The sequence below is a fragment of the Mycobacteroides sp. LB1 genome (genome assembly GCF_013449725.1).
GTDB lineage: Bacteria > Actinomycetota > Actinomycetes > Mycobacteriales > Mycobacteriaceae > Mycobacterium.
Map to the genome: position 1 here is coordinate 183,707 of NZ_JACCFF010000007.1, position 15,050 is coordinate 198,756.

Sequence of the window (15,050 nt, forward strand, 5' to 3'; positions counted from 1 at the left end):
ATGTTTCCGCAAGGTATGCACCCGACCGGTTCTTCAGATGCCTTCCACTCCAAGGACATCGGCAGGTTGCTACTGCAATGTCCCGACCGGATCGGCGTGGTGGCCGCAGTCAGCGCTTTCCTGGCCAACGCCGGAGCGAGCATCATCTCGCTGGCGCAGTACTCGACCGAACCGCAGGGCGGCTGGTTCATGCAGCGCACCGTGTTCCACCGTTCCGGACTCACCGCCGCACGAGAGAGCATGGAGACAGAATTCGCCTCTATTGCTGAAGAATTCGATATCCAGTACCGGTTTAGCGAGGCGACCAAGCCCAAGCGTGTCGCGATCATGGTCTCGCGCACGGATCACTGTCTGCTGGATCTACTGTGGCGCAACCGCCGCGGCGAGCTCGACATGTCGATCGTGATGGTGATCTCGAACCATCCCGACCTCGCCGAGCAGGTGCGCTCATTCGGGTTGCCCTTCGTGTATATCCCGGCTACCCGTGAGAATCGCGCCGAGGCCGAACGTAAGCAGTTGGACCTGCTACAGGGAAACGTCGACCTGGTGGTCCTGGCCCGATACATGCAGATCCTGTCGCCGGAGTTTCTGGCCGAGATCGATTGTCCGCTGATCAACATCCATCATTCGTTCCTGCCCGCGTTCACCGGTGCGATGCCGTATCGGCGTGCGCGTGAGCGCGGCGTCAAAATGATCGGTGCCACAGCGCATTACGTGACGCGGGAGCTCGACGAGGGACCGATCATCGAGCAGGACGTGATCCGGGTCGATCACACCCACACCGTCGAAGACCTGGTGCGGCTCGGTTCCGATGTGGAACGCCTCGTGTTATCGCGTGCGGTGGCCTGGCACTGTGAAGACCGGGTCATGCGGCACGGCAATGTCACCGCGATCTTGTGATCCCGTGACGCGCTAGCGCCCGACCTCCGAGTCGATCGCCTGGGCCAGCGCCACGTCTTTCTCGGTGAGACCGCCCTCGGAATGGGTGGACAGCGCGAACGTCACTGTGCGCCAACGGATATCGATATCGGGGTGATGGTCGACCGATTCTGCGTGCTCGGCAATGCGGCGCACCGCGGCGATACCGTCGAGGAAGGCGTCGAACTTGACGGCGCGGCGCAGTGTGTCACCCTCGCGAGTCCACCCGGGAAGTCCGGTGAGCGCTGCGCTGATCTGGTCATCGGTGAGCAGGGCCATGGACTCAACGTATAACGTCGACCGCCATGGCGATAGTGGTCGCGGGCGCGGTGATCGATGGGGACAAGCTGCTCATAGCGCAGCGATCCAAACCCGCCGAACTGGCCGGGCAGTGGGAGCTTCCTGGAGGCAAGGTCGTCGAGGGCGAGTCGGAGCCGCAGGCGCTCGTTCGTGAGCTGCACGAGGAACTGGGTATCACGGTGACCGTCGGGTCGCGGCTGGGGGAGGACGTCGTCGGGATAGGCCCAGCCGGAAATCTGGTGCTGCGGGCCTATCGGGTACAGCTGCACAGTGGCACGCCGCATCCCCATGAACATCTGGCGCTGCGCTGGGTGAAGTCCGACGACCTGGACGCGGTGCAGTGGGTGGCCGCCGACCGCGAATGGATCGGGGCCCTACGGGACGCGTTAGTGGCCGCGCGCCCGGTGTAGCGCCTTTTTCAGCTCTTTTTCCGTCAGCCCGTGATGCTCGGCCTTCTGCATCTTGTGCACCACAACGGGGCACTTCATGCAGCGTGGCTTGCTTTTACAGCACTTCTTTTTGGGCTTGAGCCGTGCGACCTTGCTGGCCTTCACTGGGTGTCCTACTTCTGGTCTAAATGTGTCTTGGGCTATGTCTGGATCTATGTCGGGCGTCACACGTGATAACGCCAGTTTCGTGAACTGGGGTGTTCACTGCCAGAATTGACAGACGTGACCCATAGTTTCCGGAACGTAGCCATTGTTGCGCACGTCGACCACGGCAAGACAACCCTGGTCGACGCGATGCTCAAACAGTCCGGTGCGCTCACGCATCGAGGTGATGACGCCATCGAACGCCTGATGGACTCCGGTGACTTGGAGAAGGAAAAAGGCATCACCATCCTGGCCAAGAACACCGCGGTGCACCGCCAGAACCCTGACGGGTCCATGACGGTCATCAACGTCATCGATACCCCCGGGCACGCCGACTTCGGCGGCGAGGTGGAGCGCGGCCTGTCCATGGTCGATGGTGTGCTGCTGCTGGTCGACGCCTCCGAGGGCCCGCTGCCGCAGACCCGCTTCGTGCTGCGCAAGGCGCTGGCCGCGCACCTGCCGGTGATCCTGTGTGTGAACAAGACCGACCGGCCCGATGCCCGCATCGCCGAGGTCGTCTCGGAAAGCCACGACCTGCTGCTCGACGTCGCCTCCGATTTGGATGACGAAGCGCAGAAGGCCGCCGAGGAGGCGCTGGGTCTGCCGGTCCTGTACGCATCGGGCCGCGCCGGAATCGCCAGCACCGTCGAGCCCGCCAATGGTGCCAATCCCGACGGCGAGAACCTCGATGTGCTGTTCGACGTGCTGCTCGAGCACATCCCGCCGCCGCAGGGCGACCCCGAGGCTCCACTGCAGGCGTTGGTCACCAACCTGGACGCATCCGCGTTCCTGGGCCGTCTCGCGCTCATCCGCATCTACAAGGGCCGGATCAAGAAGGGCCAGCAGGTGGCGTGGATGCGGGAGGTGGACGGCCACCCCGTCATCACCAACTCAAAGATCACCGAACTCCTGGCGACCGAGGGCGTCGAGCGCAGCAGTACCGACGAAGCCGTTGCCGGTGACATCGTGGCCGTCGCCGGAATGCCCGAAATCATGATCGGCGACACACTGGCCGACCCTGAACATGCCCACGCGCTGCCGCGGATCACCGTCGACGAGCCCGCCATCTCGGTGACCATCGGCACCAATACCTCGCCGCTGGCAGGCAAGGTGTCCGGGCACAAGCTGACAGCGCGGATGGTCAAGTCGCGGCTGGATTCGGAACTCATCGGCAACGTGTCGATCAAGGTCGTCGATATCGACCGCCCCGACGCCTGGGAGGTGCAGGGTCGTGGTGAGCTGGCGCTGGCCATCCTCGTCGAGCAGATGCGCCGTGAGGGCTTCGAGCTGACCGTCGGAAAGCCGCAGGTGGTCACGAGGCAGATCGACGGCAAGCTGCACGAGCCGTTCGAGGCCATGACCATCGACTGTCCCGAGGAGTTCGTCGGGGCTGTCACCCAGCTGATGGCAGCCCGCAAGGGCCGCATGGAGGAGATGGCCAACCACGCCGCGGGATGGGTCCGCATGGACTTCATCGTGCCCAGCCGTGGTCTCATCGGCTTCCGCACCGACTTCCTGACACTGACTCGAGGCACCGGCATCGCCAACGCCGTCTTCGAGGGCTACCGGCCGTGGGCCGGGGAGATCCGCGCGCGGCACACCGGGTCGTTGGTATCCGACCGCACCGGCTCTGTTACCCCGTTCGCGATGACCCAGCTGTCCGATCGCGGGCAGTTCTTCGTGGAGCCGGGGGATGCCACCTATGAGGGCCAGGTCGTCGGCATCAACCCACGTGCCGAGGACCTCGACGTCAACGTCACCCGCGAGAAGAAGCTGACCAACATGCGGTCCGCGACCGCCGACGTCTTCGAGACCCTCGCCAGACCGATGGAACTCGACCTTGAGAAGGCCATGGAGTTCTGCGCGGGCGACGAGTGCGTCGAGGTGACGCCGGAAATCGTGCGGGTGCGCAAGGTGGACCTGGACGCCAACACCCGCGCGCGCAACCGCTCGCGGGCGAAGGCCGCCTCCAACAACAGCTGACCTGGCGGATTTCTCTCCCTACGCTCGCGCGGCCGACGAAATCGGCGCACACTGCACTACGTGGCCGACTTCAACGCCGTCAAGCGGCGCGTGGTGCACACGGTGCAGAAGTACGTCGTCAACCCCGTCGGCCGGCGCGCGCCGGTCACCATGCTCGAGACCATCGGCAGGAAGAGCGGGCAGCCGCGTAACACCGCTGTCGGCGGTCGCATCGTCGACAACCAGTTCTGGTTGGTCTCCGAGCATGGCGAGCACTCGGATTACGTCCGCAACATCAAAGCCAACCCCGCGGTGCGGCTACGCATCCGCGATCAGTGGCGCACCGGTACTGCGCACCTGCTGCCTGAGGACGATGCACGAGCAAGACTGCGAGAGCTGCCGACGGCGAACAGTGCCGTTGTCAGGGCAGTCGGTACCGAACTGCTGACCATCCGAGTCGACCTCGACTGAGTCCCGCCCCGGCGCTCTGGTAACGGAAGTTCTCAGAGCCGGCCGAACTGGTGTGAGAGATAACAGCTTTCGCCCGGGCTCTCCCAGTGATGGTCGGTACCATCACGGGCATGTCTGAGCCAACCTCGTACATCATCGCCCAGAACGAACGTGCGGCGCAGGAGCTCCCATTCGCCGACACCGCTGACCAGGAGGATGCGGACCGCGGGTTCATCGCGGCGCTCGAACCCGGCGTCATCACAGACGGAAACGGGAAGATCGTGTGGGACAACGACTCCTATTCGTTCCTGCAGGGAAGCTGCCCGTCGTCGGTGCATCCGAGCCTGTGGCGGCAATGCGGCCTGGTGATTAAGCAGGGGTTGTTCGAAGTCACCGAAGGCATCTATCAGGTCCGCGGTCTCGACCTGTCGAGCATGACCTTCGTCGAGGGCGATGACGGTGTCATCGTCATAGACCCGTTGGTGTCCGCCGAGACTGCCGCTGCCGGACTCGCGCTGTATCGCAGCCACCGCGGCGACCGGAGCGTCACCGGGTTGATCTACACCCATTCGCATGTCGACCACTTTGGCGGTGCGCTCGGGGTCACCACGAATGAGGATGTGGCGGCAGGGCGTTGTCCGGTGATCGCGCCCGCCGGGTTCCTGGAGCACGCCGTCGCCGAGAACGTCTACGCCGGCACCGCCATGACCCGCCGTGCTGTCTACATGTACGGAGCGGTACTGCCCAGGGGGCCGCTCGGGCAGGTGGGGTCCGGTCTCGGACAAACCAATTCGATCGGCACCGTGACCCTGATCGCGCCAACACTGGACATCACGCACACCGGGCAGGAGGAGACCGTCGACGGTGTGCGCATCGTCTTCCAGATCACCCCCGGTACCGAGGCCCCGGCTGAAATGAACTTCTACTTCCCGGCGCACCGAGCTCTGTGCATGGCCGAGAACGCCACTCACACCCTGCACAATCTGCTGACGTTACGCGGCGCGCTGGTCCGCGATCCGCATGTGTGGGCGCGCTACCTCACCGAGTCGATCAACCTGTTCGGCTACGACTCCGATGTGGTGTTCGCATCGCACCACTGGCCCACCTGGGGCACCGAACGTCTGGTGGAATACCTTTCCCTGCAGCGTGACCTGTACGCCTACCTGCACGATCAGACGCTGCGCCAGCTGAACCAGGGCTATGTCGGTTCGGAGATCGCTGAAACCTTTCAACTGCCTCCGGCCATCGCCAGCGCCTGGCATGCCCGCGGCTACTACGGCTCGGTGAGCCATAACGTCAAGGCCATCTATCAGCGCTACATGGGCTGGTTCGACGGCAATCCCGCGCATCTCTGGGAACATCCGCCGGTGGCCGGCGCGCAACGACACGTGGACTTTATGGGTGGCGCCGACGAGGTGCTGCGTAAGGCGCGCAAGGCATTCGATGAAGGCGACTATCGCTGGGTGGCGCAGGTGGTCAACTATGTGATCTTCGCCGACCCCGCCAATGAGCCGGCAAAAGCATTGCAAGCCAGCTGTTTTGAACAGCTCGGATATGGCGCGGAAAACGCGCCGTGGCGCAACTTCTACCTGATGGGTGCCCATGAGCTGCGTCACGGGAGCGTCGGGACCCCGATCGCGACCAACGCGCCGACCATGCTCGCTGCGCTGACCATCGACCAGGTCTTCGATGCGCTCGCGCTCCGCGTCAACGGGCCCAAGGCGTGGAATGAACGGTTCGTCAGTGACTGGCACTTCACCGACGAGGATCGTGTCCATCGCCTGGAGCTGCGCAACGGGGTGCTGGTGCACTACCCACGCCCGTCTGGGACATCGCTGCCCTCCGCCGATGTGACCTTCACCCTGACCCGACCCGCCCTGATCGCGGTGCTACTCGGCGGCGGCGATCCTGCCCAGGCGTTCGCCTCAGGCGACATCACCGTCGACGGTGATGCAGGCGGGTTCGTGCGGCTGGTCGCGGTGCTTGATCAGCCGGATCCAGACTTCGCGATCGTGACCCCATAACCAGTTGGGGCGCAGGTGCATGTGGCGGGTAACTAAGGTTGGTCCTCATGCTCACGTCGCGACTCGCTGCCCTGGCTGGGGCCGTGCTCCTCGCCGGGTGCACCGTCAGTGCGCCTCCGGCCGTGCAGGGCAGTGAAACAACCGACTCCACGACGCCGCCACCACCCAAGAAAGAGCAGATCGTGGTGGGTATCGATTCGATCGGCGCGGGATTCAACCCGCATCTGTTGTCCGATCAGTCGCCGGTGAATTCGGCGATCAGCTCGCTGGTGCTGCCCAGTGCGTTCCGCCCGGTGCCCGATTCCGCGACCACCACCGGCTCACGCTGGGAGCTGGACCCGACGCTGCTGGTATCCGCCGAGGAAACCAGCCAGGAGCCGTTCACGGTGACCTACACGATCCGCCCCGAGGCGCAATGGACCGATAACGCACCCATCGGGGCCGATGACTTCTCTTACCTGTGGCAACAGATGCTCACCCAGCCCGGGACTGTCGACCCTGCGGGCTACGGAAACATCACCGATGTCCAGTCGCGCGACGGTGGCAAGCGTGTGGTTGTCACCTTCGACCACAAGTACCCGGCCTGGCGCGAGCTGTTCACCGACTTGCTGCCCGCGCACATCGTGAAGGACATCCCGGGCGGCTTCGCCTCCGGGCTGGTCAAGTCGATGCCCGCCTCCGGGGGACGATTCCGGGTGGACGCGATCGACCCTCAGCGGGACGAGATCCTGCTGGCCCGTAACGACCGGTACTGGGCAGCCCAAGCGATTCCGGACGAGATCCTGTTCCGTCGCGCGGGTGCTCCGACGGTATTGGCGGATTCCGTTCGCAACGGGGACACCCAAGTGGCTCAGGTACATGGCAGCGCGGTGACCTTCGCCCAGTTGTCCAACATTCCCGGCGTGCGGACCGCACGGATCGTCGCACCGCGGACCCTGCAGCTGACGCTGCGCGCCGGGCAGCCGACGCTCACCGATTCCAAGGTGCGCCGGGGGCTGCTCGGTCTGCTCGACATCGGGCTGCTGGCAGCGGTGGCCGCGGGGAACGACAACGCCGTCACCCTGGCAGCGGCGCAGGTGCGCTCTCCCTCGGATCCCGGATACAAGCCCACCGCGCCCGTCGCCCTCACCCGTGACGCCGCCCTCGCGTTGCTTACGGAGGCCGGGTACGAGGCGGTCGAGGTGCCCCCACCACCCGGCGCACCAGCGGGTCCCGCGCAGATCACCAAAGACGGAGAGCCGCTGCGGCTCGTCATCGGCGCTGCCGCCAACGATCCGACCTCGGTCGCCGTCGCCAACACCGCCGCCGATCAGCTGAGCAATGCGGGGGTGCGGGCCACTGTCCTCGCCCTCGATCCGCCCACGCTGTATGGCCAGGCGATTCCGGATGGTCGTGTCGACGCCATCGTCGGCTGGCATCAGTCCGGTGGGGATCTGGCCACCGTGCTGGCCTCTCGGTACGGCTGCCCGGCGCTGCAGTCGGGCAAGGTGCCCGATACCCGCACCACCACGCCCCCTCCACCGCCGGCGAGCAATACGCCGTCTCCGCCGTCTAGGGAGGAATCTGTCCGTGCCCCAAGCAATCTCACCGGGTTGTGCGATGAGGGACTGCAAGCCGGTATCGACGCCGCGCTGACCGGTCACGCTGATGTGGGCAAGATCGTCGATCAGGCCGAGCCTCAATTGTGGAAGATGGCAACGGTTTTGCCGATCATGCAGGACACCACGATCGCCGCGGCGGGGCCCAGCGTGCAGAATGTCGAGCTGACCGGCGCGGTCCCGGTGGGTATCGTCGCGACGGCCGGGGAGTGGAAGAAGACACGCCCATGACCCGACGACTCATGCTGGTCCACGCTCACCCCGACGATGAATCTCTCACGACCGGCGGCACTATTGCGCGGTATGCCGCCGAAGGTGCCGACGTCCGCGTGGTGACCTGCACCCTCGGTGAGGAAGGCGAGGTGATCGGCGAGCGCTGGGCACAGTTGGCCGTCGATCACGCCGATCAACTCGGCGGGTATCGGATCGCTGAATTATCCACCGCACTAAGGCATCTCGGTGTGAATGAGCCCACGTTTCTGGGTGGTACGGGGCATTGGCGTGACTCCGGCATGGCGGACACCGGACCGCTGCATCCACGGGCGTTTGCCGGCGCCGACATGGGCGAGGCGGTGGCGGCGCTGACTGCGTTGATTGAGGAGCACCGCCCGCAGGTCATCGTCACCTATGACCCCTTCGGTGGATACGGGCATCCCGATCACATCCAGGCACACCTGGTGACCACTGCTGCTGTGGAGAAAGCCACCTGGCAGGTGTCCAAGCTGTACTGGACCGTCATCGCAACCAGCGCGTTGGATGCAGGACTCGCAGCAATGACGCAGCTCCCTCCGGGATGTGAACCGGCACCCGTCGATCTCATACCCACCTATGCCGACGAGGAGATCAGCGCCGCCATCGACGTATCGGCCCACCGCGGTGCAAAGGCTGCGGCGCTGCGCGCGCATGCCACCCAGCTCACGGTCTCCGAAGACGGGACCGCGTTGGCGCTGTCGAACCTGATCGCGTTGCCCATCGCGGACACCGAACATTTCGTGCTGGTGCGTGGTGTGCGCGGCGTCGACAGCGGGTGGGAATCCGATCTGTTCGCCGGGGTGGAGTTGTAAGCTCGACCCATGCCACCCGATCAAGACCTGGATCCCAACCAGCAGCACTGGCAAGACCGGCTGGATAATTTCCAATGGGTCGTCGGCTCGCTGGCGGCTCAGCTCGACTCGATCCCGATCTAGACGCCTGAACGGTTTCTTGCGCGCGTTCGTCCTGACCGCGCTCATTGTCGACGGGATCATCAGCGCCATCCTCGGCGCCGCTCTCCTGAATCTGCGGATCGGCGGGGTGCTTGTTCCGCTCGGTCTGATCATTAGCGCTGTGCTCAACGTGCTGCTGGTGTGGTGCGCCGACCAGTGGGCGCCGTCGCCGCGGTGGGCGGGCGCGCCGCTCTGGGCGTTCGTGGCGACCACGACGCTGCTGCTCTTCGGTGGGCCGGGCGGCGATGTTGTCTTCGCCGGGCTCTGGCCCCTTCTGCTGATGGTGGTCGGCGTGCTGCCCGCGGCGTATGTCTTGCGTCGCGCGAACGGCTAGCCCAAATACTCGGATTCGAGAACCAGGTCCTTCACCAACGTCTGGTACTCGACATGGGTCTCGTGCTCGACGGTCTGCCAGAGCTTGCCCTGCTGTTCCTTCATGTACGCGCGGTACTTGGGGGAGCCGGGGAATCCGACGTTATCGGCGACCACGATCGTCCCGGGATGCAACCAGCCCCGTTCCATCAGCCGCTGCAGGTCGTCGAGATACACGTCCTTCCAGTGGTCGATGAACACGAAATCCAGGCATCCTTCGGTAAACCCGTAGTCCTTGGTCAGTGCGTTCAGGGTGGTGCCGTCGTCGGCCGTGCCGTTGATGCAGGTGACACGGTCTGCCAGGCCGGCATGCGACCAGACCCGGCGAGCGACCGAGGCGTTGGCGCCGGACTTCTCTATGGAGAACACCTTGGCGCCCGGAGCCGCACGAGCGATCCGCAGGCCGCTGTACCCGCAGTAGGCGCCCAACTCCAGGGCGATCTTCGGGTTGGCGCGCGTGACAGCGGCGTCGAGCAGCTGCCCCTTCTCGTCGCCGACATTCATCAGGATCGATTGGTCGTACGCGAAGTTGTCGATGGCCTCGATGGCGGCGTCGACATCCCCCGCCGGGGCGGTGGCGATGACGTGCTCGGCGGTGGCCTCCTCGCGGCCATCGCCCATCTGACCGGTGCGCATGACGGTCAAACCGCCGAATACCGCCCGCAGAAATGAATACCGCAGAAACGGAAGTTTCTGCTTAAGGGTTCTGGTGAGACTCACGGATATCAGCCTAGCGATCCCTGGCGTTTCCGCAGGGTGGCCCCGTTGATGAGCCCCCGAGTGGTCGGCTTTTTGGTACGGGCGGATGATCTGGGGGTGACCGACGGTTGTACAGGCGTGCCCGACGACGTAAAGCCGCTGCCGAATCCTGCGTTTCCCGCTAAGAAGGCGGTGTCTTCTGCGGCGCTGCGACGGGTGTTGCGTCGCGCACGAGACGGCGTGGTGTTGAACGTCGACGAGGCCGCGACGGCTCTTACCGCGCGTGGTGAGGACTTGGCCGATCTGATGGCCAGTGCCGCGCGGGTGCGTGATGCCGGGTTGGAATCTGCGGGCCGCCTGGGTGCGTTGGGCCGTCTTCCGATCTCGTATTCGCGCAAGGTGTTTATCCCGGTCACGCATCTGTGCCGCGACAAGTGCCATTACTGCACGTTCGTGACGGTTCCGGGCAAGCTGCGCGCCCAGGGTCAGGGTATGTATCTGGAGCCAGACGAGATTCTGGATATTGCCCGCCGTGGCGCCGAATTGGGATGCAAAGAGGCTTTGTTCACGCTGGGGGATCGGCCCGAGGACCGCTGGCCGGAGGCCAAGCAGTGGCTCGATGAGCGCGGCTATGACACCACGCTGGACTATGTGCGGGCGATGTCGATTCGGGTGTTGGAGGAGACGGGTCTGCTCCCGCACCTGAATCCGGGGGTGATGAGCTGGTCGGAGCTGGCGCGGCTCAAGCCGGTGGCGCCGTCGATGGGCATGATGTTGGAAACAACCTCGCGCCGGTTGTTCGAGACCCGCGGTGAGGCGCACTACGGCAGCCCCGATAAGGACCCTGCCGTGCGGCTGCGGACGCTGACCGATGCGGGCCGGCTGTCGATCCCGTTCACGACAGGGCTGCTGGTTGGGATCGGCGAGGATCTGACCGAGCGTGCGGAGACCATTCACGCGATCCGCAAGGTGCACAAAGAGTTCGGTCATGTTCAGGAAGTGATCGTGCAGAACTTCCGAGCCAAATCCGATACCGCGATGCAGACGGTGCCCGATGCCGATATTGACGATTTCCTGGCGACGATCGCGGTGACCCGTTTGGTATTGGGTCCCAAGATGCGGGTGCAAGCACCGCCGAATCTGGTGTCCCGCAGCGAATGCCTGGCCTTGATAGGTGCCGGAGTGGACGATTGGGGTGGGGTGTCGCCGCTGACCCCCGATCATGTGAACCCCGAGCGGCCGTGGCCGGCGTTGGAGGATTTGGCTTCGGTGACGGCGGAAGCCGGATACGACCTGGTGCAGCGTCTGACGGCGCAGCCTCAGTACGTGCAGGCCGGGTCGGCGTGGATCGATCCTCGGGTGCGTGGGCACGTGGAGGCCCTGGCAGACCCGGAAACCGGTTACGCCCTGGATGTTTCGCCGACGGGGTCGCCGTGGCAGGAGCCCGACGAGACGTGGGAGTCCACGGGCCGGGTCGATTTGCACGCGGCCATCGATTCGGAGGGCCGCAATACCGATACCCGCAGCGATCTGGCGAGTGCGTTCGGGGATTGGGAGTCGATCCGCGAACATGTACGAGAACTGAACGCGCGGGCACCGGAGAAGGTGAGTTCCGATGTGTTGGCGGCCTTACGTTCGGCCGAGCGGAATCCGGCCGGATGCAGCGATGACGAGTATCTGGCGCTCGCGACAGCCGAAGGGCCTGCGATGGATGCCGTTGCGGCGCTCGCTGATTCGATCCGCATCGATGTGGTCGGCGATGACGTCACCTACGTGGTGAACCGGAACATCAACTTCACCAACATCTGCTACACGGGTTGCCGTTTCTGCGCGTTCGCGCAGCGTAAGGGTGATGACGACGCGTTCTCCCTGTCTGCCGAGGAGGTGGGTGAACGGGCGTGGGAAGCCTATGTCGCCGGAGCCACCGAGGTCTGCATGCAGGGCGGCATCGACCCGGAACTGCCTGCGACCGGGTACGCCGACCTGGTGCGCGCGGTCAAGAAGCGGGTGCCCAGCATGCATGTACACGCCTTCAGCCCGATGGAGATCGTCAATGGCGCCTCCAAAGGTGGTCAGAGCGTGCGTGATTGGCTGACCGAGCTGCGTGCCGCAGGTCTGGACACCATCCCGGGCACCGCCGCCGAGATCCTCGACGACGAGATTCGGTGGGTGCTGACCAAGGGCAAGTTGCCCGCCTCCGAATGGATCGACGTCATCAGCACCGCGCATGAGGTGGGGCTACGGTCCAGCTCGACCATGATGTACGGGCACGTCGACACTCCCAAACATTGGGTGGGGCATCTGCGGGTTCTCGCCGGAATTCAAGACCGCACAGGCGGGTTCACCGAGTTCGTGCCGCTGCCGTTCGTGCACCAGAGCGCACCGCTGTACCTAGCGGGCGCCGCCCGCCCGGGGCCCACAAATCGGGATAACCGGGTCGTACATGCGCTGGCGCGCATCATGCTGCACGGGCGTATCGACAACATTCAGACCAGCTGGGTCAAGCTCGGTATCGAAGGCACCCGAGTGATGCTGCAAAGCGGCGCCAACGATCTCGGCGGAACGCTCATGGAGGAAACCATCTCCAGGATGGCCGGCTCCGAACACGGATCTGCCAAAACCATCGCCGAGCTGCAGGAGATCGCGGAGGGTATTGGACGTCCCGCGGTGGAACGCACCACCACCTACTCGCGGCGGCCGTCCGCCGCCTGACGCCGAGCGTGAAGCCATGGCGGGATTTCTCGAGAATCTCCGCCACAGGTTCACGCTCGGCGAGATAGCCTCGTGCCCTGATGACCAGTATCCCGCCCGATGAGGGGTCGATGCCGCCGACTACCCAGCGGCCGTTGGACTCGCCTTCAACCGCGTACTCCGAGGCCGATGATTCCGAAATCCTCGTGCGTGATCGCTCTTGGCGCTGGGTGTGGATCATCTGCGCAGCAGCGGGCGTGGCCATTGTGGTGGCGCTGGTCCTGGCCCTGGTGGAGGTCGACAAGGTTGAGGAGCCGGCGACACCGGCCCCGGCGACGTCAACAACCGAACGTCCGGCTGCGCCAAGTAGTTCGGTGCCGGTAGCGCCGCCGCCTCCGACCGTGATCAGTACCGTCATCGAAACCACCGTGGTGGTTGAGACGCCCGCGCCGGTTGCACCGACGGAGGTAGCGCCGACGGAGATCGTGCCGACGCGCCCAGGGGAGGGCCGGTTGTGCCACGAGCTGCATCCGCGCCGCGACTGTGAGGGATACCGGTAAGTTGACGGTCTCTGTCCGCACCTGACTGACTGGTTTGCGGTGAGTTAACTCCGTGGGTCGTTTTGGGCATCGTGATGTTCGTGATTGCCCGCCTTGTAGCGACAAGTTTCATCGTTGCCATGCTTGGGTTTCCCGATGCCGCCCCGGCCAACGCTGAGCCGAGAGAAATGGCGCCGCAGTCCTATTCGAGGACGACCCGGGACGGCTGGCAGCTGCAGATCCGGCTCGATAACGAACGTGTGAACCCGGTGCCCAATCTGGCGGCGGCCACCAACTCACGCGAGGCGTTCATCACCCTGTCGGGCACTGCGACGGCGAACGGCGGCACCAACCCCATCACCGACAGCCTCTTCGTCATCGGCTACCAACTCGGTTGCCAGTCCGATGTTTCCTCGGGTTTGCAGCTCGGCGGATCGGCAGGTATCGCCCCGTCAGTGAGCCTAGGTGTGGCTCCCACCCCCTCAGTGGGAGTGGGTGGGAGCGCCGGGGTGAGTGGGTTCGTGCAGACCGTGGTGCAGCCTGGTGTCATCGTCAACCTGCCGATGGGCAATATGGTGCTCTCCCATGGTGGTACGGGGGCACTGGACTTGGACAACGTGCACGTGAAGGCCGACGCCTGCGGTGGTGACGTGACGATCCGCTCATTCGCCTCCTTGCGTGCTTCGACCGAGACCGGTCACACCGAGTTCGCCGTCTACGGCGATCCGATCAAGATCTGACGATGAAATTCGTCTGCGCCGCAACACTCTTGGTGTGCTCGTTGTGTTGGGCGCCACTGGCCGCAGGAGAGCCGAACCCCGCAGTACCTATTCCGGTGCCCGGTGGGACGCCCAACTATGCGGCCACTGCGTCCCAGCCGCCTTTCGGACTATCCCCGGCACCGCCGCGCGGAGCCCGGATCTCGGCCGGTGTCGACTCCGGGTACACCACTCGGATCGGCGCCGGGATGACCGGCGGGCAGCTGGAGGACCCTCGTGGACTGTCAGAAGGAGTAACACCGTGATTCGATCACTCTGTGTGGCAACGATTATCGCCGGACTTGCGATCGGACTTGCCGCGCCTGTCACCGCCGCGCCACCGCCTCCGAATCCGGCGCCCTACAACCCGGTCTTCGTGCCCGGGCAGCTTCCTGCACTGCGTCCGTCGCGAGGGACGCAACTACCGGTGCTGATGTCGGGTCCGTCGCGTGGCCCCAAGATCTCCGCGGGGGTGGACGCGCCGGCGCCACCGGGCGGTGTCAAGGCGGGTGCCGGTATCGGAGACGGGAAGCTGGAAAGCCCCACCGGGGCGCCTACGCGATAGGCACTCTCCGCGCATTTGTCAGTCGCATTGACATGTTTTGCGAGTCGGCGCACGCTGGGTGCATGAGTGAGCCGATCGTCTTCATCAACGTTTTCGAAGTCGCCGCAGAGAAAGTCGACGCGTTCCTCGCCGGATGGCGGAAACGGGCTGAGTTCATGACCGAGCAGCCGGGGTTCCTGTCGTTCCGGATACACCGGGCGGTGGTGCCGGGCGCTCGGTTTCAGCTCGTGAACATCGCGACCTGGGAGAGCATCGAAGCATTGACCACGGCCACGAGCGGTGACCGGTTTCAAGCCATGGTTCGCGAAGCCGCCGCCGAGTTCGGTGCGGTTGCCTACCCGGCGGTGTACGAGGTCGCCCTGGAGATGTAGCCCCT

Annotated in this window: 16 protein-coding genes; 14 read left to right on the forward strand and 2 right to left on the reverse strand. The window is 64.8% G+C overall.

Translation table 11 applies throughout. From position 1 onward, the window contains the following. A complete protein-coding gene (gene purU / locus MLB1_RS22745) occupies positions 1 to 900 on the forward strand; it encodes a formyltetrahydrofolate deformylase (protein WP_180752115.1) in 900 nt (299 codons plus the stop codon). Positions 901 to 912: 12 nt separating this feature from the next. Here the strand turns inward: purU and MLB1_RS22750 are convergent, their stop codons facing one another. Continuing rightward, a complete protein-coding gene (locus MLB1_RS22750; protein ID WP_180752116.1) occupies positions 913 to 1,197 on the reverse strand; it encodes a 4a-hydroxytetrahydrobiopterin dehydratase in 285 nt (94 codons plus the stop codon). A gap of 26 nt (positions 1,198 to 1,223) precedes the next feature. On the opposite strand from MLB1_RS22750, the gene MLB1_RS22755 reads away from it, so the two are divergent. From MLB1_RS22755 to MLB1_RS22785, 7 genes are all read left to right on the forward strand, one after another. Next, a complete protein-coding gene (locus MLB1_RS22755) occupies positions 1,224 to 1,628 on the forward strand; it encodes a (deoxy)nucleoside triphosphate pyrophosphohydrolase (RefSeq protein ID WP_180752117.1) in 405 nt (134 codons plus the stop codon). Between the two features lie 261 nt (positions 1,629 to 1,889). After that, positions 1,890 to 3,794 (forward strand): translational GTPase TypA, encoded by a 1,905-nt coding sequence (typA, locus tag MLB1_RS22760; RefSeq protein WP_180752118.1) that lies wholly within the window; start codon positions 1,890 to 1,892, stop codon positions 3,792 to 3,794. A gap of 60 nt (positions 3,795 to 3,854) precedes the next feature. Then, positions 3,855 to 4,244: a nitroreductase family deazaflavin-dependent oxidoreductase gene (locus MLB1_RS22765; protein ID WP_180752119.1), complete on the forward strand. Its 390-nt coding sequence runs from the start codon at positions 3,855 to 3,857 to the stop codon at positions 4,242 to 4,244. A 110-nt stretch (positions 4,245 to 4,354) separates the two neighbouring features. Continuing rightward, entirely contained in the window at positions 4,355 to 6,247 is a 1,893-nt protein-coding gene (locus MLB1_RS22770; RefSeq protein ID WP_371750684.1) for an alkyl/aryl-sulfatase, read from the forward strand. A gap of 47 nt (positions 6,248 to 6,294) precedes the next feature. Next, a complete protein-coding gene (locus MLB1_RS22775; protein WP_180752120.1) occupies positions 6,295 to 8,076 on the forward strand; it encodes an ABC transporter family substrate-binding protein in 1,782 nt (593 codons plus the stop codon). Positions 8,077 to 8,087: 11 nt separating this feature from the next. Beyond that, entirely contained in the window at positions 8,088 to 8,909 is an 822-nt protein-coding gene (gene mshB, locus MLB1_RS22780) for an N-acetyl-1-D-myo-inositol-2-amino-2-deoxy-alpha-D-glucopyranoside deacetylase (RefSeq protein WP_180752269.1), read from the forward strand. 139 nt (positions 8,910 to 9,048) lie between these two features. Next, positions 9,049 to 9,384, forward strand: coding sequence for a hypothetical protein (locus MLB1_RS22785; protein WP_180752121.1), 336 nt, complete (start codon positions 9,049 to 9,051; stop codon positions 9,382 to 9,384). On the opposite strand, the gene MLB1_RS22790 is transcribed toward MLB1_RS22785, so the two are convergent. Further along, positions 9,381 to 10,142 (reverse strand): O-methyltransferase, encoded by a 762-nt coding sequence (locus tag MLB1_RS22790; protein ID WP_180752122.1) that lies wholly within the window; start codon positions 10,140 to 10,142, stop codon positions 9,381 to 9,383. The two genes, MLB1_RS22785 and MLB1_RS22790, sit on opposite strands and share 4 nt — an antisense overlap. A gap of 117 nt (positions 10,143 to 10,259) precedes the next feature. On the opposite strand from MLB1_RS22790, the gene MLB1_RS22795 reads away from it, so the two are divergent. The 6 genes from MLB1_RS22795 to MLB1_RS22820 all read left to right on the forward strand — a co-directional run bounded on the left by MLB1_RS22795 (position 10,260) and on the right by MLB1_RS22820 (position 15,045). Beyond that, on the forward strand, positions 10,260 to 12,833 hold the full coding sequence (locus tag MLB1_RS22795; protein WP_180752123.1) for a bifunctional FO biosynthesis protein CofGH: 2,574 nt from the start codon (positions 10,260 to 10,262) through the stop codon (positions 12,831 to 12,833). A gap of 80 nt (positions 12,834 to 12,913) precedes the next feature. After that, entirely contained in the window at positions 12,914 to 13,372 is a 459-nt protein-coding gene (locus MLB1_RS22800) for a hypothetical protein (RefSeq protein ID WP_180752124.1), read from the forward strand. Positions 13,373 to 13,452: 80 nt separating this feature from the next. Then, a complete protein-coding gene (locus MLB1_RS22805) occupies positions 13,453 to 14,091 on the forward strand; it encodes an MspA family porin (RefSeq protein ID WP_180752125.1) in 639 nt (212 codons plus the stop codon). Positions 14,092 to 14,093: 2 nt separating this feature from the next. Further along, complete coding sequence (locus tag MLB1_RS22810; RefSeq protein WP_180752126.1) at positions 14,094 to 14,375, forward strand: hypothetical protein; 282 nt, start codon at positions 14,094 to 14,096, stop codon at positions 14,373 to 14,375. Next, complete coding sequence (locus MLB1_RS22815; protein WP_180752127.1) at positions 14,372 to 14,674, forward strand: hypothetical protein; 303 nt, start codon at positions 14,372 to 14,374, stop codon at positions 14,672 to 14,674. The genes MLB1_RS22810 and MLB1_RS22815 overlap by 4 nt, the downstream gene beginning before the upstream one ends. Positions 14,675 to 14,736: 62 nt before the next feature. Continuing rightward, positions 14,737 to 15,045, forward strand: a complete 309-nt coding sequence (locus MLB1_RS22820) for an antibiotic biosynthesis monooxygenase family protein (protein WP_180752128.1) — start codon at positions 14,737 to 14,739, stop codon at positions 15,043 to 15,045. Positions 15,046 to 15,050 lie beyond the last annotated feature (5 nt).

What these genes read in the sequence shown, in the direction of transcription:
- MLB1_RS22820 (WP_180752128.1), top strand. Translation starts at nt 14,737, where the DNA reads ATGAGTGAGCCGATCGTCTTCATCAACGTTTTCGAAGTCGCCGCAGAG.
- mshB (WP_180752269.1), top strand. Translation starts at nt 8,088, where the DNA reads ATGCTGGTCCACGCTCACCCCGACGATGAATCTCTCACGACCGGCGGC.
- MLB1_RS22770 (WP_371750684.1), top strand. Translation starts at nt 4,355, where the DNA reads ATGTCTGAGCCAACCTCGTACATCATCGCCCAGAACGAACGTGCGGCG.
- MLB1_RS22755 (WP_180752117.1), top strand. Translation starts at nt 1,224, where the DNA reads ATGGCGATAGTGGTCGCGGGCGCGGTGATCGATGGGGACAAGCTGCTC.
- MLB1_RS22750 (WP_180752116.1), bottom strand. Translation starts at nt 1,197, where the DNA reads ATGGCCCTGCTCACCGATGACCAGATCAGCGCAGCGCTCACCGGACTT.
- MLB1_RS22810 (WP_180752126.1), top strand. Translation starts at nt 14,094, where the DNA reads ATGAAATTCGTCTGCGCCGCAACACTCTTGGTGTGCTCGTTGTGTTGG.
- MLB1_RS22775 (WP_180752120.1), top strand. Translation starts at nt 6,295, where the DNA reads ATGCTCACGTCGCGACTCGCTGCCCTGGCTGGGGCCGTGCTCCTCGCC.
- purU (WP_180752115.1), top strand. Translation starts at nt 1, where the DNA reads ATGTTTCCGCAAGGTATGCACCCGACCGGTTCTTCAGATGCCTTCCAC.
- MLB1_RS22800 (WP_180752124.1), top strand. Translation starts at nt 12,914, where the DNA reads ATGACCAGTATCCCGCCCGATGAGGGGTCGATGCCGCCGACTACCCAG.